The sequence below is a fragment of the Acidovorax sp. FG60 genome, assembly GCF_057808995.1.
The window spans coordinates 106,025-127,675 of the sequence record NZ_JBMDJC010000001.1 but is presented as its reverse complement, the minus strand read 5'-3'; the positions used below and the strand labels follow the sequence as shown (position 1 = coordinate 127,675).

18 protein-coding genes are annotated in these 21,651 nt (G+C 65.8%); 11 read left to right on the top strand and 7 right to left on the bottom strand.

Translation table 11 applies throughout. The annotated features are described in order from the left end of the window. Positions 1–26: 26 nt before the first annotated feature. A complete protein-coding gene (locus ACODS0_RS00585; RefSeq protein WP_121420730.1) occupies positions 27–938 on the bottom strand; it encodes a hypothetical protein in 912 nt (303 codons plus the stop codon). Between the two features lie 29 nt (positions 939–967). Then, positions 968–1,222, bottom strand: coding sequence for a hypothetical protein (locus tag ACODS0_RS00580; RefSeq protein WP_055393174.1), 255 nt, complete (start codon positions 1,220–1,222; stop codon positions 968–970). Positions 1,223–1,308: 86 nt separating this feature from the next. Between ACODS0_RS00580 and ACODS0_RS00575 the strand changes: the two genes are divergently transcribed. From ACODS0_RS00575 to ACODS0_RS00545, 7 genes are all read left to right on the top strand, one after another. Next, on the top strand, positions 1,309–1,539 hold the full coding sequence (locus tag ACODS0_RS00575) for a hypothetical protein (protein WP_055393176.1): 231 nt from the start codon (positions 1,309–1,311) through the stop codon (positions 1,537–1,539). Between the two features lie 48 nt (positions 1,540–1,587). Continuing rightward, positions 1,588–2,064 carry a molybdenum cofactor biosynthesis protein MoaE gene (locus tag ACODS0_RS00570; protein WP_218300580.1) on the top strand — a complete coding sequence of 159 codons (477 nt, stop codon included), beginning with the start codon at positions 1,588–1,590 and terminating at the stop codon, positions 2,062–2,064. A 154-nt stretch (positions 2,065–2,218) separates the two neighbouring features. Beyond that, positions 2,219–5,449, top strand: coding sequence for an IPTL-CTERM sorting domain-containing protein (locus ACODS0_RS00565; protein WP_488832018.1), 3,231 nt, complete (start codon positions 2,219–2,221; stop codon positions 5,447–5,449). Positions 5,450–5,749: 300 nt separating this feature from the next. Next, on the top strand, positions 5,750–6,082 hold the full coding sequence (locus ACODS0_RS00560) for a YajG family lipoprotein (RefSeq protein ID WP_121420727.1): 333 nt from the start codon (positions 5,750–5,752) through the stop codon (positions 6,080–6,082). A gap of 223 nt (positions 6,083–6,305) precedes the next feature. Further along, complete coding sequence (clpB, locus tag ACODS0_RS00555; protein ID WP_488832015.1) at positions 6,306–8,912, top strand: ATP-dependent chaperone ClpB; 2,607 nt, start codon at positions 6,306–6,308, stop codon at positions 8,910–8,912. Between the two features lie 65 nt (positions 8,913–8,977). After that, the gene (locus ACODS0_RS00550) at positions 8,978–9,334 is read left to right on the top strand and encodes a hypothetical protein (RefSeq protein ID WP_488832012.1); all 357 of its coding nucleotides are present in this window, start codon (positions 8,978–8,980) and stop codon (positions 9,332–9,334) included. A 130-nt stretch (positions 9,335–9,464) separates the two neighbouring features. Further along, on the top strand, positions 9,465–10,904 hold the full coding sequence (locus ACODS0_RS00545) for a coniferyl aldehyde dehydrogenase (protein WP_488832009.1): 1,440 nt from the start codon (positions 9,465–9,467) through the stop codon (positions 10,902–10,904). Here ACODS0_RS00545 and ACODS0_RS00540 read toward each other — a convergent pair. Together ACODS0_RS00540 and ACODS0_RS00535 are read right to left on the bottom strand one after the other, a co-directional pair. Further along, positions 10,876–12,750: an ATP-binding response regulator gene (locus tag ACODS0_RS00540; protein ID WP_488832007.1), complete on the bottom strand. Its 1,875-nt coding sequence runs from the start codon at positions 12,748–12,750 to the stop codon at positions 10,876–10,878. The genes ACODS0_RS00545 and ACODS0_RS00540 overlap by 29 nt on opposite strands. Continuing rightward, on the bottom strand, positions 12,737–13,372 hold the full coding sequence (locus ACODS0_RS00535; protein ID WP_055393190.1) for a response regulator: 636 nt from the start codon (positions 13,370–13,372) through the stop codon (positions 12,737–12,739). Before ACODS0_RS00535 ends, ACODS0_RS00540 begins: the two co-directional genes overlap by 14 nt. Positions 13,373–13,624: 252 nt before the next feature. On the opposite strand from ACODS0_RS00535, the gene ACODS0_RS00530 reads away from it, so the two are divergent. The 3 genes from ACODS0_RS00530 (at position 13,625) to ACODS0_RS00520 (ending at position 16,149) form a co-directional block, all read left to right on the top strand. Beyond that, positions 13,625–14,227, top strand: coding sequence for a hypothetical protein (locus ACODS0_RS00530; RefSeq protein ID WP_488832003.1), 603 nt, complete (start codon positions 13,625–13,627; stop codon positions 14,225–14,227). 207 nt (positions 14,228–14,434) lie between these two features. Further along, positions 14,435–14,956: a GNAT family N-acetyltransferase gene (locus ACODS0_RS00525; protein WP_055393295.1), complete on the top strand. Its 522-nt coding sequence runs from the start codon at positions 14,435–14,437 to the stop codon at positions 14,954–14,956. 17 nt (positions 14,957–14,973) lie between these two features. Beyond that, on the top strand, positions 14,974–16,149 hold the full coding sequence (locus ACODS0_RS00520; protein WP_488832001.1) for a methyltransferase: 1,176 nt from the start codon (positions 14,974–14,976) through the stop codon (positions 16,147–16,149). Positions 16,150–16,267: 118 nt separating this feature from the next. Here ACODS0_RS00520 and ACODS0_RS00515 read toward each other — a convergent pair whose 3' ends face one another. Further along, positions 16,268–16,819 (bottom strand): hypothetical protein, encoded by a 552-nt coding sequence (locus tag ACODS0_RS00515; protein ID WP_121422805.1) that lies wholly within the window; start codon positions 16,817–16,819, stop codon positions 16,268–16,270. A 246-nt stretch (positions 16,820–17,065) separates the two neighbouring features. Between ACODS0_RS00515 and ACODS0_RS00510 the strand changes: the two genes are divergently transcribed. Beyond that, on the top strand, positions 17,066–18,028 hold the full coding sequence (locus ACODS0_RS00510; RefSeq protein ID WP_488831997.1) for a tRNA dihydrouridine synthase: 963 nt from the start codon (positions 17,066–17,068) through the stop codon (positions 18,026–18,028). A gap of 167 nt (positions 18,029–18,195) precedes the next feature. Here the strand turns inward: ACODS0_RS00510 and ACODS0_RS00505 are convergent, their stop codons facing one another. Then, positions 18,196–20,115: a phospholipase D family protein gene (locus ACODS0_RS00505; RefSeq protein WP_488831994.1), complete on the bottom strand. Its 1,920-nt coding sequence runs from the start codon at positions 20,113–20,115 to the stop codon at positions 18,196–18,198. Between the two features lie 106 nt (positions 20,116–20,221). Next, positions 20,222–21,424: an ammonium transporter gene (locus tag ACODS0_RS00500; protein WP_488831993.1), complete on the bottom strand. Its 1,203-nt coding sequence runs from the start codon at positions 21,422–21,424 to the stop codon at positions 20,222–20,224. Positions 21,425–21,651: the final 227 nt, after the last annotated feature.

The following is a 21,651-nucleotide window of genomic DNA, read 5'->3' as shown; positions in this document are numbered from 1 at the left end:
TTAAAAAGCCCGCCAGAGCGGTGCAGTCAGGGGTTGTGCACACCAGCGGCCTTATTGTGCGTGGGTGCTTGTGAGCGGGCTTGCAGGTGGTGCTGCGCCATGGCCGCTGTCTCTGCAAACCAGCCCAGCAGGTGCTGCAGCCAGATTTGCAGCTCCGCCTGAAAGCGGGGTGTGAGCGCGACGAGGCCCCGGGGCGCGTCCTGGGTGAGGTGGCCCTGCGCTGTGGCTTCATTGACCAGGTTGCGCACATGCGAGTGCGAAAAACCCAGGCGCTGCGCAAGCTCGCTGGCCCGCAGGGGAAACGGCGTGGACCCTTCTTCTCCAGGGCGGTGCACCCGGCAGTGTTCGCGCAACAGCAGCATGGCAATACGGCCACCGCCGTCTCGCTGGTCAAACCAGTCCCAGCCGCCAAACCGGCCCCGGGTTTCGGCCAGGCGATCCAGGATGTGGTCGGCCCCGGCCAGAAAGGCGGCAAAGTAGTCCGTATCGCTGTCCAGCCGCTGTGCATGGCCTGGGGGCAGGGCGCCCAGGGCCTCGGCGCAGTGCAGGTGGTGCCGCACCCAGGTGCGCAGGCCGTCCAGCAGCCGGGGGGTGGGCACCAGGTAGCGCACCCGGCGGTCGTCGGGGTCAATGTCCACCGCCACCATACCGGCAAGGCGCAGCACCGCAAAGAACGTGGCCAGCGTGCGCGCGCCCCCGGGCATGCGCCGCTGCAGCAGTGCCAGTGTGGGCCGGGGGGCCCCCCGCAATTGCCATTGGTAGTGCTGCACCACCAGCCGCCCCGCCGCATGCGACTGGAGTGCCCGGCCAAAGATCTTGTTGATGAGGCGCTCGTTCCAGTGCAGCCGCAGAATGCCGTCGCAATAGGCCTCTACGGCCTGGGCATAGGTGTCCGGGGCTCGGGAGTCGAGCGCCTCGAAGGATTCTTGCAGGTCCATGGGGCGTGTTGCGGTGCAGGGTTGCTGATTCAGTCCGGCGTGAACAGGCGCTCGAACTTGGCCTGGTCGGACGCCAGCTCAAAGGTCACCACCTGGCCCATTTTCATGTCCGACAGGCGGCAGGCGCCAAACAGGGTGGTTTTGCCCGCCAGCTCCATCACATCCAGGTCGATGAGGGCGTAGGGGTGGGGCACGAACACCTGGTGCTCGAACACGTTGCGGACCGTGTTGCGCGGGGACGGGTAGAGCTTGTAGTGAGCGGTCTGAATCGTTTGTGTGGCCATGGGCTTAAGGTGCAGGGGTGGCTGTGGTGCGAGCAAGTGCGGGTACAGTGCGGGCGAATCGTACAGACAAACCTTTTGACCTATTTATGGCACGCAACAAAAGTGAATGGCCCGCCAAGGTGCTGGCGCTGGTCCGGGGCGGCAACCTGCCCGCCGCCATCGCACAGATCAAGGTCGCGCCCACCGTCGGTGACGTCACGCGCCTGCAGACCCTGCTGGCCCAGTTGCCTCCGTCGCCCGCACTGGCGCAGTTGAACAAGGTGGTGGAAGAAGAGCGTGCCCTGCTGGCCGCGCCCCGGTTGCACCGCTCGCCCTGAAGACTCTTTTTGTCTGACTTCCACACGCCCCGTAGAGAGTTTTTTGCCATGACCCTGCCCCGCGTTTCCATCCAGACCGAGGACTTCGACCTGTCCACCGAAGTCGCTGCGCTGCGCCGCGAAAACAAAGGCATCGGCGCAGTGTGCAGCTTTGTGGGCACAGTGCGGGATCGCAACGAGGGCGACCAGGTGTCGTCCATGGAGCTGGAGCACTACCCCGGCATGACCGAAAAATCCATCGAAGCCATGGTGGACGAGGCCTTTCGGCGCTTCGATATTTTTGGCGCCCGCGTGATCCACCGCGTGGGCCTGCTGCAGCCGCTCGACCAGATCGTGCTGGTGGCGGTGACCAGTGCCCACCGGGGGCAGAGTTTTCAGGCCTGCGAGTTCTTGATGGACTACCTCAAGACCCAGGCGCCGTTCTGGAAGAAGGAAGAAACCGCCCAGGGCGCGCGCTGGGTGGATGCCCGCGTGTCTGACGACGCGGCGCTGGCGCGCTGGGGCATTGTGGCGAACAACGCCTAGACAGTCGCTGCAGCGGGCGCCCTGCGGCGTTGCGGATACGCATCCTGCCGGGCACGTCATTCACATCCATGCAATGTTTGGACTTGTGCGCAGCCACGTCCATTTCGAGAATCGCCTCCTGCCCAGATAGGGCCTAAACAGGGAGGAATTCTTCATGAAATCTGTAGCACGAGCGCTGTGGCGCGCGTGGAGGCTGAGCCTGGCCGTCGTCGGTTTGTGCCTGGCGGTCTCTGGGCAGGCCCGTGCTGATCTGGCTTTCGGGGCCGCGACCAGTTTGCGCCTGGGTGGGCTTCCCAGTGAGATGGCGACGGGAGACTTCAATGAAGACGGCCGGCCCGACCTCGTGGTGGTGGATCGCCTGGGCAGTACCGTCAAGATCCTGCTCAACACAGGCGGGGTTGCAGGTTTTTCCGAGGCGGGAGCATTCAGCGTGGGCTCTGCTCCCTATGGCGTGGCGGCGGCGGATTTCAATGGCGACGGGCATCTGGATGTTGCCGTGACCAGCTTCAACAACGGAACCGCCACGATTCACCTGGGGGATGGCAGCGGTGGTTTGTCTGCTCCGGTTACTTTTGGTGCGGGGCTCAATCCGCGCGATCTGACAGTGGCGGATTTCGACGGTGACGGGCGGCTCGACCTGGCCATTGCCGTCTTTTCCGGGGCGCAAAAAGGCGTCTCCGTCTTGTGGGGTGATGGTGACGGGCGGTTTGACGGTCGCCCCCGCACTGACATCGGTTTGGGTGTTGCAGGGCGCCATGTTGTTTCGGGCGACTGGAACGAGGACGGTCATGTGGACATTGTTGCGGGGTCGGGCGACGGTGTGTTTTTGCTGCTGGGCAATGGCGCGGGCGGTTTTGCGGCGGCCCAGCGCGTGACCGGTGACGAGTACGTCCCGTTTGTGGCCGCAGGGGATGCCAATGGCGACGGCCACCTGGACATCCTGGCACTTGTGCAGAACACCTCCGCCAGCCCTGTCCTCCTGCTCGGAGATGGGCAGGGTGGCTTTTCGCGCAGAGGGGTGGGCCCTGCCTTTGGGCGCTTCAGCGGCGGGCAGATCGTGGACGCCACGGGCGATGGCCGGGCCGACGTGGTGCTGTCCCGCTTTAGCGGCACGGTGGTGGTTGTGCCGGGCCTTGCCGGCGGCGGATTCAGTGCCCAGGGGCTGGAATACCCGGTGGGCGAATCTGCCAGCCCCCCGGCAGTGGCGGACTTCAGTGGCGACGGGCATCCAGACATCGTTGTACTGGACGACCAGCGTGGCTACCTGGCCAACCTGCGGGGAGACGGCGCGGGCCGATTCGCTGCAGCACGTGCCTACGGAATCCCAGAGCGTTACACCCAGTCGATAGCCGTCGCCGATTTTGATGAAGACGGGCGCGCCGACGTCGCCGTGACGCACCGTGACGATGATGCTGTCTGGATCATGCGTGGCGATGGTGCTGGTGGATTTGAATTCAGCACCCGGCTTGATGCCGGTGCGGGCGCGGGATCCGTGGCTGCTGGCGATCTCAATGGGGACGGGCATGTGGACCTGGCCGTGGTGAACGAGGTTGACAAGACGATCATGGTCTTCCTCGGCAATGGCCGGGGCACCTTCACGGTGGCCGGGCAGCGGTCCTTCATTGGCCTGGCCCCGCGGTCAGTGGTGATTGGCAATTTCCGGGGGGCTGGCTACCCCGCGTACGCGGCCGTGTGGGCGCCAGAGACGGCAGGTGTTTACGAAGGCATCCAGTGGGTCGGCGTGAGCCCGCAGGGCTCCATCGAAATGTTGGATGTGGCGTCGTGGGATGACGTGAAGGGGTTTGCCCCGCTGGATGTCGACCAGGACGGCCGTGCCGACATCGTGGCCGCAACGTCCGTGGGCACCGTGGGCACCTCGCTGTCCTCAGCCTCGTATCCGGGCGATCCCGTCTATGTGCCGGCGGGCGTAGGCGCCCTGAGCGCGATTGCCGGTTGGAGCCAGACGGGCCGGGCAGGGGTGTTTGCATCCGCAGGAGTGCAGATTGCCTCGTTGGCTGCCGCGCCCGGGCAGGCGCTGAGCATGATCGGCACCTACGGCGCGGGAATCTCTGCCAGCGTTCTTGCCGCCTCTGACTTTGATGGCGATGGCGCGCCCGATCTGGTGGCCGCTGACGCAGCTTCGGGCGAGCTTGCCATCGTGCGTGGTCAGGGCGCCCCCGGTGGGCTGGGTGCGCCGCTCCTGCGGTTTGTGGGCGGCACGCCCGAGCAGATGGTGGTTGCCGACTTCAACAGGGACGGCCTGTTGGACATTGCCATCGCCAATGGTCTGGGGGGCATCACCGTGCTGGTGAATGCCTCGCCATCCCCCAATGCCGCGCTCGCGTCGCTGGCGTTGTCGCAGGGGGCGCTCAGCCCGGCATTTGCCGGTGGCGTGACGGCGTATACCGCCACGGTGCCCCATGGGGTGGCCCAGCTGTCGCTGACACCGGTGGCGGCCCAGGCCGGGGCATCCATCACGGTCAACGGTGTGATGGTGACCAGCGGAATGGCGACTGCGCCGCTGCCGCTGGCGGTCGGTGCCAATGTCATCCAGGTGGACGTGGTGGCTGAGAACGGCGTGGCCCGGCGCACCTACACCGTCACCGTGGAACGGAGTCAACCCGCCCTGCACACGGTCACCGCCACAGCGGGGGCGGGCGGCAGCATCAATCCGGCTGGGGCCGTCAACGTGGCCGAAGGCCAAACGGGCGCCTTCACCGTCACGCCCGCTGCGGGCTACCGCATTGCGGCCGTCACGGGCTGCGGCGGCACGCTGGCGGGCAGCACCTACACCACGGCAGCGGTGACGGCCGCTTGCACTGTACAGGCGCGTTTTGAAACCCTACCCACACCCACGAACACCGGGTCGGGGCCGGTCAACGTGGGCGTGGTGGATGGCAGCGCGGGTTGCCAGCTGGATCTGGCGGGCACCGGCCCGGTGGCGGCACCGGCGCCGTACCCCGGCGCCACTATGCCGCACGGGGCGTTCCGCCTGCGGCTCATCAACTGCCAGCCGGGTGAGACGGTGCGTGTGGCGGTGACCTTTCCAGACCTCACGGGCTTCACGGTGAAGAAGTACGGCCCCACACCCGACAGCCCCTTGTCCAGCCGCTACTACGACCCCGTGAACCTGCAGATCAGCGGCAACACCGTGACCTACGACGTGACGGACGGTGGCTGGGGCGACGACAGCTTTGGCGCGCAGGACGGCACCATCAACGACCCGGTGGTCCCCGTGCTGGTGGCGCCCAGCCCGGCGGCCATCCCCACCCTGTCGACCTGGGGCCTGGGTGGGCTGGCCGCGCTGCTGGGGTTGCTGGCGTTGCGGGGCGGCCGACGCACGTCTGCGCGGTTTGTTGGAGCGGTGGCTCAAACAAGATTTTGAGCAAAATTGGCTGCTAGCGCTTATTGGTAAAGCGCTAGCAGCTATAAATTTTGTAGTGATTGTGCATGGGGCGGATGGAAGGTTTCGGCTGCACCAGGACTTCGTCGGCTCACTGGGTTGCGGTGAGGCATCGCCAGGAACCACAAGCAGTCGTCGGGCCGTCCTACAAGGCGGCAGGGGGGGCATCGATAAATTAGCGCTACCGCTGGCAGTGACTGTTGAACGCCACAGTTGCAGCCAGAAAGAAACTCTCCGCACAGTTTCATCTTCGCGTGCGCTTCATCTCCTACAAGGCTTCCCATGAAAAAATCCCTGCTGCTCGCTGCACTTATCGTTACTTTTGGTCTTGCCGCTTGCGAGAAAACGGTTGTGACCCCTCCCGCTACTGCCCCCGTGGTCGTGGTCCCGGGCCCGGCAGGCCCTGCTGGCGCCACGGGCGCAACCGGCTCGACCGGTGCCACGGTGGCCGTTCCAGGCCCTGCGGGCGAAACGGGTGCCACTGGCGCTACCGGTTCTTCGGGTGCTCCCGGTTATGACGGTGCCAAGGGTTCCACTGGCGCTACCGGTGCCACGGGCGATACTGGAGCCGATGGCAAAAAGGGCGATACCGTGATCGTCGTTCCCGCCAAGTAATTTCTCGCGGACCCTAAAAAAAGCGCAGGCGGTGTTCCGCCTGCGCTTTTTTGCTTTGCGGGCTCGGCGCAGGCGGTCTGAGCCGGCGGTGATCAAATGAATCGGTTCAAGGCATCAGGGCGCCTGGGCGAAGATTGATCTGGCGCAAGGCCTGCGCTGGGGCGTCGTCTTGAAATTCCAGAAGATTTGCCCCAAGTGCAGCGCAATTCGGAGGACATCCACCATGCGTCTCGACAAATTCACCACCAAGTTCCAGGAAGCCCTGAGCGATGCACAGAGCATTGCGCTGGGCAACGACCACGCCTACATCGAGCCCGTGCACATGCTCGTGGCCATGCTCAAGCAGGACGACGGACCCAAGGCGCTGCTGCAGCGTGCGGGCGCCAACGTGCCCGGCCTGCTGGCAGCGGCGGAGTCCGCCGTCAAGCGTTTGCCCCAGGTACAGGGCAACGACCAGGTGCAGGGCGGCCCCGAGCTGGGCCGCGTGCTGCAGGCCACGGAGAAAGAGGCCATCAAGCGCGGCGACCAGTTCATTGCCAGCGAGCTGTTTTTGCTGGCCGTGATCGACAGCAAGGGTGAAGCCGCCAAGATCGCCAAGGACAACGGCCTCACGCGCAAGAGCCTGGAGGCTGCGATTGAGGCCGTGCGCGGCGGCCAGAAGATGGACAGCGCCGAGGCCGAAGGCCAGCGCGGCGCCCTGGCCAAATACTGTTTGGACCTGACCGAGCGAGCCCGCATGGGCAAGCTCGACCCTGTGATCGGGCGCGACGATGAAATCCGCCGCGCCATCCAGGTGCTGCAGCGCCGCACCAAGAACAACCCCGTGCTCATCGGCGAGCCCGGCGTGGGCAAGACCGCCATCGTTGAAGGCCTGGCCCAGCGCATTGTGGCGGGCGAGGTGCCCGAGAGCCTCAAGGGCAAGCGCGTGCTGTCGCTCGACATGGCTGCGTTGCTCGCAGGCGCCAAGTTCCGTGGCGAGTTTGAAGAGCGCCTCAAAAGCGTGCTGAACGAGCTGGCCAAGGATGAAGGCCAGACCATCGTCTTCATCGACGAGTTGCACACCATGGTGGGCGCGGGCAAGGGCGAAGGCGCGATGGATGCGGGCAACATGCTCAAGCCCGCCCTGGCGCGCGGCGAGCTGCATTGCGTGGGCGCCACCACGCTGGACGAATACCGCAAGTACATCGAAAAAGACGCAGCGCTGGAGCGGCGCTTTCAAAAAATTCTGGTGGGCGAGCCCACGGTGGAAGCCACCATTGCCATCCTGCGCGGCCTGCAGGAAAAGTACGAAGTGCACCATGGCGTGGACATCACCGACCCGGCCATCGTGGCTGCCGCCGAGCTGAGCCACCGCTACATCACCGACCGCTTTCTGCCCGACAAGGCGATTGACCTCATCGACGAGGCGGCGTCCAAGATCAAGATCGAGATGGACTCCAAGCCCGAGGTCATGGACAAGCTCGACCGCCGCCTGATCCAGCTGCAGATCGAGCGCGAAGCGGTGCGTCGCGAGAAGGATGAGTCCTCGCAAAAACGCTTTGCGCTCATTGAGGAAGAGATCACCAAGCTGCAAAAGGAAATCGCCGATTACGACGAAATCTGGCAGTCCGAAAAAGCCCAGGCGCAGGGCAGCGCCCATGTGCGCGAGGCCATCGACAAGCTCAAGTTCCAGATCGAGGAGTTCACCCGCAAGGGCGACTTCAACAAGGTGGCCGAACTGCAGTACGGCAAGCTGCCCGAGCTGGAAAAGCAGCTGAAGGAAGCGCAGGCGCAAGAGGCGGGCAAGGACGGCGCCCCTGCCGCGCGCCGCCTGCTGCGCACGCAGGTGGGCGCCGAGGAAATCGCCGAGGTGGTGAGCCGCGCCACTGGCATTCCCGTGGCCAAGATGATGCAGGGCGAAAAGGACAAGCTCTTGCAGATGGAGACCAAGCTGCACGAGCGTGTGGTGGGCCAGCAAGAGGCGATTGCTGCGGTGGCCAATGCCATCCGCCGCTCGCGCTCGGGCCTGTCTGATCCCAACCGGCCCACGGGCTCGTTCCTGTTCCTCGGCCCCACGGGCGTGGGCAAGACCGAGCTGTGCAAGGCGCTGGCGGGCTTTTTGTTCGACAGCGAAGACCACCTGATCCGCATCGACATGAGCGAGTTCATGGAGAAGCATTCGGTGGCCCGCCTGATCGGTGCACCGCCCGGCTATGTGGGCTATGAGGAGGGCGGCTACCTGACCGAAGCCGTGCGCCGCAAGCCTTACAGCGTGCTGCTGCTCGACGAGGTGGAAAAGGCCCACCCCGACGTGTTCAACGTGCTGCTGCAGGTGCTGGACGATGGCCGCCTGACGGATGGACAGGGTCGTACCGTGGACTTCAAGAACACGGTGATCGTGATGACGAGCAACATCGGCTCGCACCTGATCCAGGCCATGGTGGGGCAGGACTCGGACGACATCAAGGAAGCGGTGTGGGGCGAGCTCAAGAACCACTTCCGGCCCGAGTTTTTGAACCGCATCGACGAGACCGTGGTGTTCCACGCGCTCGATGCGCAGCACATCGCCTCCATCGCCAAGATCCAGCTGCAACTGCTGCAAACCCGGCTGGCGAAGATGGATTTGGAGTTGCAGGTGTCCGATGCTGCCTTGGCAGAATTGGCCAAGGTGGGGTTCGACCCGGTGTTTGGTGCGCGGCCGCTCAAGCGGGCGATCCAGCAGCGCATTGAGAACCCGCTGTCCAAGCTGCTCTTGGAAGGACAGTTCCCTCCCAAGAGCGTGATCGCTGTGAGCGTGAACCCGGTGCTGGAACCGGGGGTGTTCCAGTTCAGCGCCGCGCCGCAGGGTTGATCGGGACCAGGGGAAAAGGGGTAACCCCTTTTCCCCTCTTCCCAGATGTGAAGGAGAGGTGACGTTTGAATGATTTTGTTGCGGGCGTTGTGCGCCTTTTGCTGCGGGTAGTGGTCGTCGCCATGGGCTTGGTGCTGTTTGCCAGCCTGCTGGTGGCGGTGACGGTGCTCGCGCTGGTCTGGGCGTTGCGCGCGGGCTGGGCTCGCCTGACTGGCCGCCCCGTGACCCCGTGGGTCATGCGCATGGACCCGCGCACGGGCTTCAGCACGGTGTTTCGCTCTACCGAGCGCTGGTCCGCAGGCCGCCGTGGCGCCGCGCCAGCGGCGCCTGACGCCAGCGAAGAGACCGCAGCATCGCGCCGAGGTGGCATCCTGCCTGGCGCCGCTGAGGTCACCGACGTAGAGGCGCGCGAAGTGCGCTGAAGGGGGCGCTCCTGACCGGGCGCTGCCCCGCACCATGCCCCATCCAGTGCGGAGCCACAGGGAGCCTGCACCGGTGTCGCCTCTGCTTTTTTCGTGACGCGCCTGTCGGGGTGTCTTCTATGATCCAACCATGACACCCGCCGATATCCACGCCCATTTCGATCTTCAACGCCAGGCCAGCCGAGCGCATGTGGATGTGCCACTGCTGGTGCGCCGCGAGCGGCTGCTGCGCATCTCCAAGATGCTCAATGAGCATGGCCCGGTGCTGGCAGCGGCCGTGCAGGCCGACTTTGGCATGCGTTCTCCGCGCCTGACCGAGGTGGCCGACTTCTTTGTGCTGCGCACCCTGCTGTCGCATACGCTGAGTCACCTGGCAAAGTGGATGAAGCCCCGCAAGGTTCGCACGCCCATCTTCCTGCAGCCCGCCAGTGCGCACATCCAGCGCCAGCCGCTGGGCGTTGTGGGCGTGATTGCCCCGTGGAACTACCCGGTGCAGCTGGCCCTGGCGCCCGCCATCACGGCGCTGGCGGCGGGCAACCGCGTGATGCTCAAGCCCAGCGAGCTGACACCCCACACCTCGGCCCAACTGGCGATGCTGGTGGCCCAGTTTTTTTCACCCGACGAGTTCTGTGTGGTGCAGGGCGATGCCAACCTTTCGGCCCTGTTTGCCTCCCTGCCGTTCGATCATCTGGTGTTTACCGGCTCGACCGCTGTGGGCCGCAAGGTGGCCCAGGCGGCGGCGCAGAACCTGACACCCACCACGCTGGAGCTGGGTGGCAAGTCGCCCTGCATCATCGATGGTCACTGCGACATGGCGGATGCGGCGCTCAAGATTGCGCACGGCAAGCTGCTCAATGCGGGGCAAACCTGCATTGCTCCCGACTATGTGCTGCTGCCGCGCGGCCGCGAGGGCGAGTTTGCGCAGGCCTACCGGGCCGCGGTAGCGCGGCTGTTCCCCACCATCGAGGGCAACGCTGACTACGCCTCCATCATCACGCCGCGCCACCACGCCCGCCTGCGCACCATGCTGCAGCAGGCACAGACGCAGGGGGCCGAAGTGCAGACCATTGACCCCGCTGCTGGCAAGCCCGTTGTGAACACGGTGGGCACCCTGGGCGACGGCGCCAGCCGCCAGATGCTGCCCACGCTGGTGTTTGGCGCTACGTCGCAGATGCAGCTCATGCAGGAAGAGATTTTTGGCCCCATCCTGCCCGTGATCTCTTACGAACGGCTGGACGATGCCATCGCCCACATCAATGCCGGGCCGCGCCCGCTGGCGCTGTACTGGTTTGGCCAGAGCGAGGCCGTGCGCGACGATGTGCTGCGCCGCACCGTGAGCGGCGGCGTGACGGTGAACGACACGCTGATGCACATTGCGCACGACAACCTGCCCTTTGGTGGTGTGGGCGACAGCGGCTGGGGTGCCTACCACGGCGAGCAAGGCTTCCTGCGTTTTTGCCACCAGAAGTCGGTGCTGGTGCAGTCGCGCTGGTCCATGGGCTCGCTGTTCTACCCTCCCTATGGCGCCCGGTTTGACCAGGTCATGGGGATGCTGCGGCGCTGGTTGTAGCCGTCCCCTCGTCGTCGTCCTGCGGCATGCTGTCCGGTGGCACGGGCTGCGGCTGGGTGATGAGCTGCACCATGGCATCGCGCAGCTGGCCGGTGGACACCGGCTTGTGCAGGAGCAGGGCCGAGGTGGACTGCGCATCGCGCAGGCGCTGGGGGGATGTGTCGCCCGTCATGATGATGGCGGGCACGCTGGTGCCCAGGTAGGCGCGCAGGGCCTGCAGCACCTGCTTGCCGGTCTCTTCGTGGCGCAGGCGGAAGTCCGTGATGATGATGTCGGGTGTGATGTCTTCCAGGCATTCGAGCGCATCGGCGCTCGACTCTGCGGTGATGCACTGGCAGCCCCAGCTGTGCAGCAGCGATTGCATGCCGAGGCGCACGGCCTCATCGTCGTCAATGGCCAGCACCTTCAGGCCCACGAGGCTGATGGTATCGGGCGCAGGCGCGGTGTCGTCCTCCAGCGCACCCTGCCATCGGTCAAGCCACAGCCGGAACACCGAACCCCGCCCCGGCTGCGACAGCACCTCGACCGAGGTGTTCATCTCGCGCGCAAGTCGCTGCACGATGGCCAGCCCCAGCCCCAGACCTTTGCGGCGGTCGCGCTCGGGGTTTCCGAGCTGGTGGAACTCCTTGAAGATGTTGTCCCACTGGCTCCGGGGGATGCCCGGCCCCGTGTCCCAGACCTCCAGCGCCAGGCGCTTGCCGCGTGTGCGGCACGCAATCAGCACACCGCCTTTGGCGGTGTAGCGCAGCGCGTTGGAGATGAAGTTGTGCATGACCAGCCCGACCAGCGAGCGGTCGGCAAAGGCCGCTGCCGAAGTCTCCCGCGTGCGGTACACCAGCCCCGCCGTGTCGGCCTGTACGCCGAACTCCTGCTCCAGCGCCGTCAGCAGCGGCTGCACGGCAAAGGCATCGGGTCGCACCTTCACCACACCGGCTTCCAGCCGCGAATAGTCGAGCAGGGTGGTCAGCATCTCGGCCGCCGCGCCCGAGGCGGCATGGGCATGCCCGAGCACGGTGAGCTGGTGGTCGTTGAGCGGGCTGCGCTGCAGCGATTCGAGGAACAGGCTCATCGCGTGCAAGGGCTGGCGCAGGTCGTGGCTGGCAGCGGCCAGGAAACGGGATTTGTCGCGGTCGGCCTTCTCGGCGGCCTCCTGGGCCGCGAGGGCGCGTTGCGATTCGGCGCGCAGCTGGTTCACCAGCCGGTCGTTTTCCAGCTTGAGCGCAATGCTGCGCCGTGTGGCCCGGTCGGCGGTGCGCGCCTGCATGCCCGTGAGCGCATAGTAGACACCGGTGAGAAACAGCGCGGGCCACATCACAGGCCCGCCAGCCAGCGCCACCGCCATCATCACGCCGCCGATGGCACAGGTGAGGTAGGTGACATAGGCGCGGTACAGCGGGGCCCCCAGCCCGAGTGCGCCCGACGACACTGTGCTGATGATGCCGATGGCGTAGATGACACTTTCGGGGGTGCCCCAGTAGAGCACCACATACCCCAGGCTGCCCCAGCTCAGTCCCATGGCGGACATGCAGGCGATCAGTTTGCGCGCCGCCTGCTGCGCCGGGTCGGTGAAAGGCGCAATGCTGCGCAGCGTGAGGTACACCCCGGCCACCACGAGTGCGTGGGACACCAGCCACACCGTGATGGCCTGGGGCTCGGCCACCCGCGCCATGACCCACAACGTGCCGAGCGCGGTGGCCAGCGACGCGAGCAGCGTCATCGGAAAGTTGTGCCGCAGCAGGGCCACCTGCTCGCGCAGCACCTCATCGCGCTCCCACGCCGGCCACCCCCAGCGGGTGGGGGGCTGGGCGGCATCCGGCTGCACCGGCAGGGCCTCAGAGGGAGTCATGGAGCTGGGGGGTGGACAGGCCGAGGCGCTGGGCCGCCAGCAAGGCGGCGCTGCGACTGTTGACGCCCAGCTGCGCAAAGATGGCCGCCACGTGCACACGCACGGTGTTTTCGCTCAGGCCCAGGTCGCGTGCGATGACCTTGTTGGGCTTGCCGGTGCACAGCAGCGACAGCACGTCGAGCTGGCGAGCGGTCAGCGACGGCGTGTCCGGCCCGCGCGTGGTGGCGCTGTTGCCGCTGTTGATCGGAAAACACGGCTGCCCCGACAAGGCGCACGAAATGGCCTCCAGGATGTCTTCGGCGCTGGCGGATTTGGGCAGGAAACCATCGGCGCCACGGGCGCGCGCTTCATGGATCGCATCGGGCGCCACGCTGGCCGAGACCAGCACGATGCGCGCCCGGGGGCAGGCCTGGCGCAACAGGCGCAGCCCATCCAGGCCGCTCATGCCGGGCAGCTGGATGTCCAGCAGCACCAGGTCGGCATCGGCCAGTTGCAGTGCGCAGGCTTCGGCAATCGAGCCCGCCTCGGCAATCGTGCCCACGCGGGGGTGGTCCTGCACGATCAGGCGCAGCCCGGTGCGAAACAGGTTGTGGTCGTCCACCAGCAAAAGGCGGGCAGTCATACAGCAACAGCCCCGGCGCAAACCGGGATGCAACACCCGCCTTGCCTTGGGATGAACCGTTTGCCTGAGCTCTGTTTTGCGTAAGTCATGAGCAAGTATTGCGCACAACACACTGTTGCGGACTAGTCCATTTGTGCGATGGACGCTCCGTTGTGCACTTTCTAGACTTTCCGTCAAGCATTGAAAAGCACCTGAGGGGGTGCGTACCAACCATCCATCAATGCGCAACCTTCGTTTTTCAAAGGGTTTCCCATGACTGCCAATGCACTTCACCCAGGTTCAGCCGCTTCCGATGTGTCCCGCCACCACGGCGAACGACGACCGGGGGCCATCGATTCGCCGCAGGGCAGCACGGGGCTGGGGGGCAACACGCTGGCCCAGATCGTGGAAGAAAACTGCCCGGGCACGCAGGCGTCGGCTGGCGTGGTGATCGAGCACCTGGACGCCCAGGCAGGCACCTGGCAGTTTTCGATGGACGAGGGGCAGACATGGCGTGCCATCCGCACCGATCTCATCAACCGCGATGGCAATCTGGGGCTGGCGCTGGACTGCGATGCGCGGCTGCGCGTGCTGCCTTTTGGGGGCCACCGCGTCAGCGGCGTGCGCGTGGCTTTCCACACGGTGCAGCGCCGCCACGGGCAAGGCAACGGCAGCTACCGTGCCTATGCGAGCGACGAGCGCGAGGAAGGGTGTTCGCGCACCGTCACGCTGGTGCTGGGGCTCTCGGCCATCAACGGCGCGCCTCCTGCCGTGCATGTGCCGCGCCCCCGCAACAAGCGCGCGCTGGTGCAGCGTGCAGCGGCGGCAGCCGGTGCGGCGGGGACTTCGCTCTCGGGCTCCATGGCGCTGGCCTGAGATCCTGCTTGGCGCCCGCTGCTGGGTGTTGCTTGCGGCGCAGCCCGCAGCGGCAGCCGCTTTACCGGCGCCGCAATGCTACGTACACAGGCATTTGAGAGGGCCCCACAGAGGGTTTGCGAGGGGGCCGGACAGGGGGAAAAACCGTTTGCGGCGACAATGCCGGTCCTTTCGTTTTTTCTTTCCCTGTTTTCGTTCGGTTTTTTCATGTCCAGTATCCAGGTTCGTCCCGCCACGCTTCGCGATGCCAAAGCCATTGCCCAGATCCATACCGTCTCAGCCCAAGAGGTCTACAAAGGGCTGGTGCCAGACGAGCAGTTGAAATCCATGTCGGTCGAAAAGCGCCAGGCTTACTGGCGCGAGGCCATTGAATATTGCGAGCCCCAGGTCCAGGTGGCCGTGGACGGCGAGAAGATCGTCGGTTTTGTCGGCTACGACCGCTCGCGCGATGAAAAATCCCGCCCCACCACTGGTGAAATCTGGGCCATCTACGCTGCACCTACCCACTGGAACCAAGGCGTGGGTCTGGCTCTGTGGGATGCTGCCCGCGACGGCCTGCAGGAAGAAGGTTGCACCAACGTTACGGCGTGGGTGCCGCTGCGCAACGAGCGCGCCATCCGGTTCCACGAACTGGCGGGCTTCAAGCGCGAACTCTCCACCGCCAAGACGGCTGTGGTGGGGGGCGTCAAGATCGAAGAAGTGCGCCTGAAGCGCCCCATCAACGCGTAGTCACGCAAAGGCACTCAATGATCGAATGGAGCCGCCAGGGCCAGATTCAACAAGCCCAGTGGCGCTCCGAGAGTGGTGCCCCGGCCCCGCGCCGGGTTGTCACCGCCGACGATACCTTGGCCGCCGACATGGCCTACCGCATGGCCTGTGAAGGCACGGGTCTGTTGTGGCAGGGCGACTTCCAGAACGCCCGCATGCTGCTGCAGGCGCTGATGCGCCGGGCCGATGCCAAATCAGGCAAGGCGGGCAAATCGGCCAAACCCCGCAAGTCCGCCGCCAAGGCCGCCGAAAAAGCTGCTGCCGCCACCCCCGCCGAAGCCTTTCACCTGCACCGCCAGGCGCAGGCGCAGCGCGCGCGGGTGCTGGCGTCGGTGCTCATCCCGCTCGAAGGCGACTACACCATTGACCTGCGCCGCGCGCCCAATTGGCGCCAGGCCTGCACCGAGGCCTGGGGCCCGGCCACGGGCGAGCGCTCGGTGGCCACGCTGCGTGAGTTGTTGGGCCTGGTGGGCGCGCACGAATGGCGCAAAAAGGGTGTAGAAGTGCCAGCGCTTGGCGCTCCACCGCTCAACCGCATCCACCCGCACTACGGCGTGTTCTCGCCCGTGCGCGGCGAATACGTGGGCCTGGTGGCCGACACGGCACTGCCTAGCAAGTCTTTGGCCTTTGACATTGGTGTGGGCACGGGGGTGCTGTCTGCCGTGCTGGCACGCCGCGGGGTGCAGCGCGTGGTGGCCACCGACCAGGACCCGCGCGCCCTGGCCTGCGCGCGGGAGAACCTGCAGCGCCTCGGTGTCATGCCACAGGTTGAGCTGCTGCAGGCCGACCTGTTTCCGCCCGGCCGCGCGCCCCTGGTGGTGTGCAACCCCCCGTGGGTGCCCGCACGGGCCAGTTCGCCCATTGAGCACGCGGTGTACGACGAAGGCAGCCGCATGCTCAAAGGCTTTCTGGCGGATTTGTCCGACCATCTGGAGCCTGGCGGCGAGGGCTGGCTGATCCTGTCGGACTTGGCCGAACACCTGGGCCTGCGCCCACGCGCGCAACTGCTCGAATGGATTGCCGATGCGGGGCTGGTGGTGCGTGGCCGGCACGATGTGAAGCCGCACCATGCCAAGGCGGCCGATGCGGGTGACGCCCTGCACGCTGCCCGTGCGGCGGAGGTCACTTCGTTGTGGCGGCTGGCTGCGGCCTGATCACGGCATCATTTTCACAGGACCTACGCAAGTCGGGATGCAACAGCCGCCTCGGCATGCGGTGAACCGCTTGCCTGACCCCCGCTTTGCGCAAGTCATGTTTCAAAAAACCTGCCCCTCAAGCCAGTGCTGAGGGTTGGGTCGAGTCAAACGGCTCGGAGGCCGAAGGCGCAGAAGGCAGCAACTGCTCGAACCTTTCGCGCAGGCTGGCAGCACGTTCGGCCCCCGCGGTCATCGCTACTTCTTCAAACATGGCTTCGCCCACGTCCAGCATGCTCGCGCGGTCCTTGGCGGCGCGCAACGCCTCGCGAAACTGCTGCGCCAGCACGGGGTCGCGGCGCACAAACAGACGCTCGCAGGTGTCGAACAGGTACATGCGTGCACCGGCCAGCGAGCGCAGGGCATCGCCGGGCTCCGGGCGCTGGATGGATGGCTTGTTGTGTGCAGCGGTTTGCGCGGCGGAGGGTGGCGGTAGCTCGGCCGGGCCGGCCAGGTAACCCTGGCGCATGAGGTTGTCGACAATCTGCGCGCCGATGCCGTTGTACATGGCCTGCAAGTCGGACAGCGGTTTGCCATCCACCAGGAGTAGCAGAGAACGCTCCCGCAGGCTCAGGGTGCGTACGCCGGGCAAGAGTTCCAGGCGGGCTTTTTCGGTTTTTTGTAGCAGCATGGGGGTCTCCATTCACGGGTGAATGGCGGTGATTGCAGCAAGCCGCCATGACGCTGTGATGACCTCGCTGCCGCACAATGGCGGGCTGCCACTGGTCGTAGCATGGCTGCAAAAGCAGTATTTGCTATAAATTTAATAGCTGCTTGCGCTTATCCATCAAGCGATAGGGCCCTTTTTGATTCATATTTTGGCTGTGTGCGGGCTGCGCTCTGTTCTGGGGTGCTGGGCCCGGTGGCCTTTCTCGCGATGACCTTGCTGCTTGCCCCCATGGAGGGGCTTCTGGATTTTGTGCTGCGTGATGTGCTGACCCGCGTGGGCGGGGTGGACCGCTGCGTCTCGGAGTTCATCCGCATCACCGGCACGCTGCTGCCGGACAAGGTGTTTCTGCGCTACGTGCCGGAGTTGCACAACGGCAGCCGCACGCTGGCCGGTGTGCCGGTGCGTGCGCAGCTGCTGGGCTCTGATCCCGTCTGCATGGCTGAGAACGCCGCACGTCTGGCGGCGCTGGGGCCCGAGGGGATCGACCTGAACTTTGGTTGCCCGGCCAAGGTTGTCAACCGCCACGGCGGGGGCGCGGCGCTGCTGCAGGAGCCCGAACGCATCGCCACCGTGGTGGCCGCTGTGCGCCGCGCCGTGCCTCTGCACCTGCCCGTGTCCGCCAAGATGCGCCTGGGTTTCAACGACACCGGGCTGATGCGCGAATGTGCGCAGGCCATGCAGGCGGGCGGCGCTGCTGAGCTGGTGGTGCATGCCCGCACCAAGGCCGACGGCTACCGGCCCCCAGCGTATTGGGAGCACATCCCCACCATCCGCGCGGCGGTCGGCATCCCCGTGGTGGCCAATGGCGAGATCTGGACGGTGGCCGACGCGCAGCGCTGCCGCGAAGTGTCGGGTTGCGATGCGCTGATGCTCGGGCGCGGCATGGTGGCTGACCCCGGCCTGGCCCGGGCTATCCGCGCGTCGGATGCGGGGCTGCCCGGCGCGGACACGGTGGCCTGGGCCGACCTGCTGCCGCACCTGGCGGCCTTCTGGCAACTGGTGTGTGACGACTTGGAACCGCGCCAGCGGGCGGGGCGGCTCAAACAATGGCTCAACCTCCTGCGCAGGCGCTTCCCGGAGGCTGAGGTGGCCTACCAGCACGTGCGCACGATGACGGACCAGCGGGCGATCACCGCGTGGGTGGATGCATTGCAGCCAGCCGAGGGTTGATCTAGGGATGTCCTGCATAACCCTCGCGAGTCGGTGGTAGTGCGGATCGGGACAGACCGCAAGGCGTCTTTTTGCAGCCAATAGCGGTGCTATTGGCAAGAAAAGCAACGCAGCGGACCGCCCGAGACCGCGCTATCACCGACCGCTGGGAGTTATGCAGGCCATCCCTAGAGCAGGTGATCCGGCGCCAGCGGGCCCAGCAGTCGCAGCATCAGCCGCAGTGGCGCGCTGGCATCGGGTTCGGTGGTGGCATCTGGCAGGCCGCTGCCCTCGGGGGCATGCCACACCAGTTGGCCGCCATCGCGCAACTGCACATGCCAGGCGGCTTCGCGCAATGCCGTTTCGATCTGCGTGGTGGCGCGGCGTGACAGGTCGCTGCTGCGGATCAGCAGCGCGATCTCCGTGTTCTGCCGCTGCGAGCGGATGTCCAGGTTCATCGAACCCACCACCAGCAGGCGGCCGTCCATGATCAGAATCTTGGAGTGCAGCATGGCGCGTGAGCTGCCGACAGAACTGGCCGCACCGCTGATCCCATCACGCCCCCCCGTGCTGCCCGTGGAGCCCAGTGCCCCGCGCAGCACGCCCGTGAGCTCGCTGCGCATTTCGTACAGCTCGACGCCCATGGCCAGCAGATCGGGCCGGTGGCGCGCATAGCCTGCGTGGGCAATGGGTGCATCGTTGGAGGCCAGCGAGTTGGTGAGCACCCGCACCCGAACGCCCCGCGCGCGTGCGGCTGCAAAGGCCTGCTTCATGTCGGGCCCTGGCACGAAGTAGGGCGAAATGATGAGCAGATCGCGCCGCGCCTGTCCCATGAGGTGCAGCAGTCCATCAACCACGGTATCGGTCTGGGCATCAAGAGTTGCAGGGTCGGGGGTAGACACTGCTGCAGTGGCCGATGGGATGCCGTTGGCGGGATTGGACGCTGACGATTCGGGGGTGGCAGCGGCACCGGCCGCCACGGTCAGGGCTTCGGTGGGGGCCTTGGCTGGCGCACGCGCAGCGCCCCGCGACACGACGGCGAGGGGGGTGGCCCGGGACGGGGGCTTTTCAGGCAGCGCGGCCAGGGAGGTGCCATCGGGCGGAATCTTGGCAGGCTTGTCCACCAGCACCGCCGCAGGGGCCCAGGTGAACTGCGCTTGCGCCAGGTCCATGGGCTGGTAGTCCCAGATGCGCGCACGCTGGGCGGCGGTGGTGCGCCGGCCGTCTTGCACGGGCTGACTGTCCGGTGCCAGGGCGCCACCCTGGCCTGCGATACGCTCGCGCTGCACGGCATCCGAGTTGCGCATGCGCTCGCGCAGAATGTCCAGTTCCTCCCGTGTGACCAGCGATTGCACGGGGTAGGCGCGCTCGTTGTTCCAATAGCTGTCGAAACTGCGGGAGAGATCCTGCACCACAGGCCCTGCGGCCAGCACGTCCAGGTCCACAAAATTGCCGGAGTCGGCATTGCCGAAATAGGCGTCCCCCAGGTTGCGCCCCCCGGTGACGCCCATGGCGTTGTCGGCGATGAAGAGCTTGTTGTGCATGCGCTGCTGCACCCGCGAAAAGTCGCTCAACGCGCTGAACATGCGCCCCAGCGGCGAGCCCCGTGCCCCGGTGAGCGGGTTGAACATGCGCATCTCGATGTTGGGTACAAAGGCCAGGCGCATCACCTGCGCATCCCGGCCCACGCTGTGAAAATCGTCCAGCAGCACCCGCACACGCACGCCGCGCCGGGCTGCAGCCACCACACTGAGCAGCAGGCGCTCGGTGCTGGCGTCGGCGTGGATGGCGTAGTACTGCAGGTCCAGCGTTTTCTGCGCGGCATCCACCAGCGCCAGGCGGCTGCTGTAGGCTGCCTGTGGTCCGCTGAGCAGCAGGAACCCCGAGGGGTGGCGGCCGCCTGCCGATGCCCGGCGCTCCTCCACGAGTTGGCCCAGGGGCGTCCCTGCGGGGGAGGCCAGGGCGCTCGACACTGGCCGCTCCACGTCCTTGGGCAGGCCGGCGCAGCCGCTGGTTGCGCCTGCGACGATGACGGCCAAAAGCGCCAGCCAGCCGTAGCGGGCCGTGTTGCCCAGAAACGCTGGAATGGCAGGTGTCGATAAATGCATGGCGCGATTGTGACCGTGTGGCGGTGGCCGCGTTTGTCAGACGCGGCGCCAACTCCGCCACAGCGGCTGCCAGGTTGGCAGTGGCCTTCTCAGCGCCTCGCCGGGCTTACCAGCTCACTTCGCGGTCTGGCGTGGCGCTGATCTTGTGGATCGACAGGTCAGCCCCGTCAAATTCCTCTTCCTGTGTGAGCCGCAGGCCCACCGTGCTCTTGAGAATGCCATACACCACCAGGCCACCTACCAGCGCCCAGGCCACGCCCAGGGTGCTGCCGATCAACTGGGCCGAGAAGCTCACACCACCGAGCCCACCCAGCGCCTTGCTGCCGAAAATGCCTGCTGCCAGCCCGCCCCATGTGCCGCACAGGCCATGCAACGGCCACACGCCGAGCACGTCATCGATCTTCCAGCGGTTCTGGGTGAGCGTGAACATCACCACAAAGATTGCTCCCGCCACGGCACCCACCACCAGCGCTCCTAGCGGGTGCATCAGATCGGAGCCCGCGCACACAGCCACCAGCCCGGCCAGCGGGCCGTTGTGCACGAAGCCCGGGTCGTTCTTGCCCAGCACCAACGCCGCCAACGTGCCGCCCACCATGGCCATCAGCGAGTTCACGGCCACCAGGCCGGAGAGCTTGTCCACGGTTTGTGCGCTCATCACATTGAAGCCGAACCATCCCACCACCAGCACCCAGGCGCCCAGCGCCAAAAACGGGATGTTGGAAGGCGGGTGGGCAGAGATGGCGCCATCTTTACGGTAGCGGTTGGAACGCGAGCCCAGCAGCATCACGGCCGGCAAGGCGATCCACCCGCCCATGGCATGCACGACGATGGAGCCTGCAAAGTCGTGGAACTCTTCGCCCGTCAGTCCCTTGATCCAGGCCTGCACCCCAAAGTGCTGGTTCCAGGCAATGCCTTCAAAGAACGGATACACGAACCCCACAATGACCGCCGTGGCCATCAGCTGGGGCCAGAACTTGGCCCGCTCCGCGATCCCGCCCGACACAATCGCCGGAATGGCAGCCGCAAAAGTGAGCAGGAAGAAGAACTTGACCAGTGCATAGCCGTTTTGCTGCGCCAGCGATTCCGCGCTCACAAAGAAATGCGTGCCATAGGCCACGCTGTAGCCCACCACAAAATACACCACGGTGGACACCGAAAAGTCCACCAGGATCTTGACCAGCGCATTCACCTGGTTCTTTTTGCGAACCGTGCCCAGTTCCAGAAAGGCAAACCCTGCATGCATGGCCAGCACCATGATGGCCCCCAGAAGAATGAACAGGGCATCAGTGCCCTGTTTGAGTGCTTCCATAACGTCCTCGCGCGATTGGTTGATCTGTTCTGGTGCGTTTCGAGCCTAGCTACCAGATTTGCACCAAGTTGAAGCAAAAATCGCGCCAAAGAATGGTGCGTTGTTTTGCACTGTTTTGGTGTGGTGCGGAAAGGGCTGGGGAGGAGAGGTGACAATGGGCCGTGCCGCGAGGGTCGTCGCCGCCCAGCAGCGATGACGACGGCGCGAGCGCGCAACTGCCATCCAGT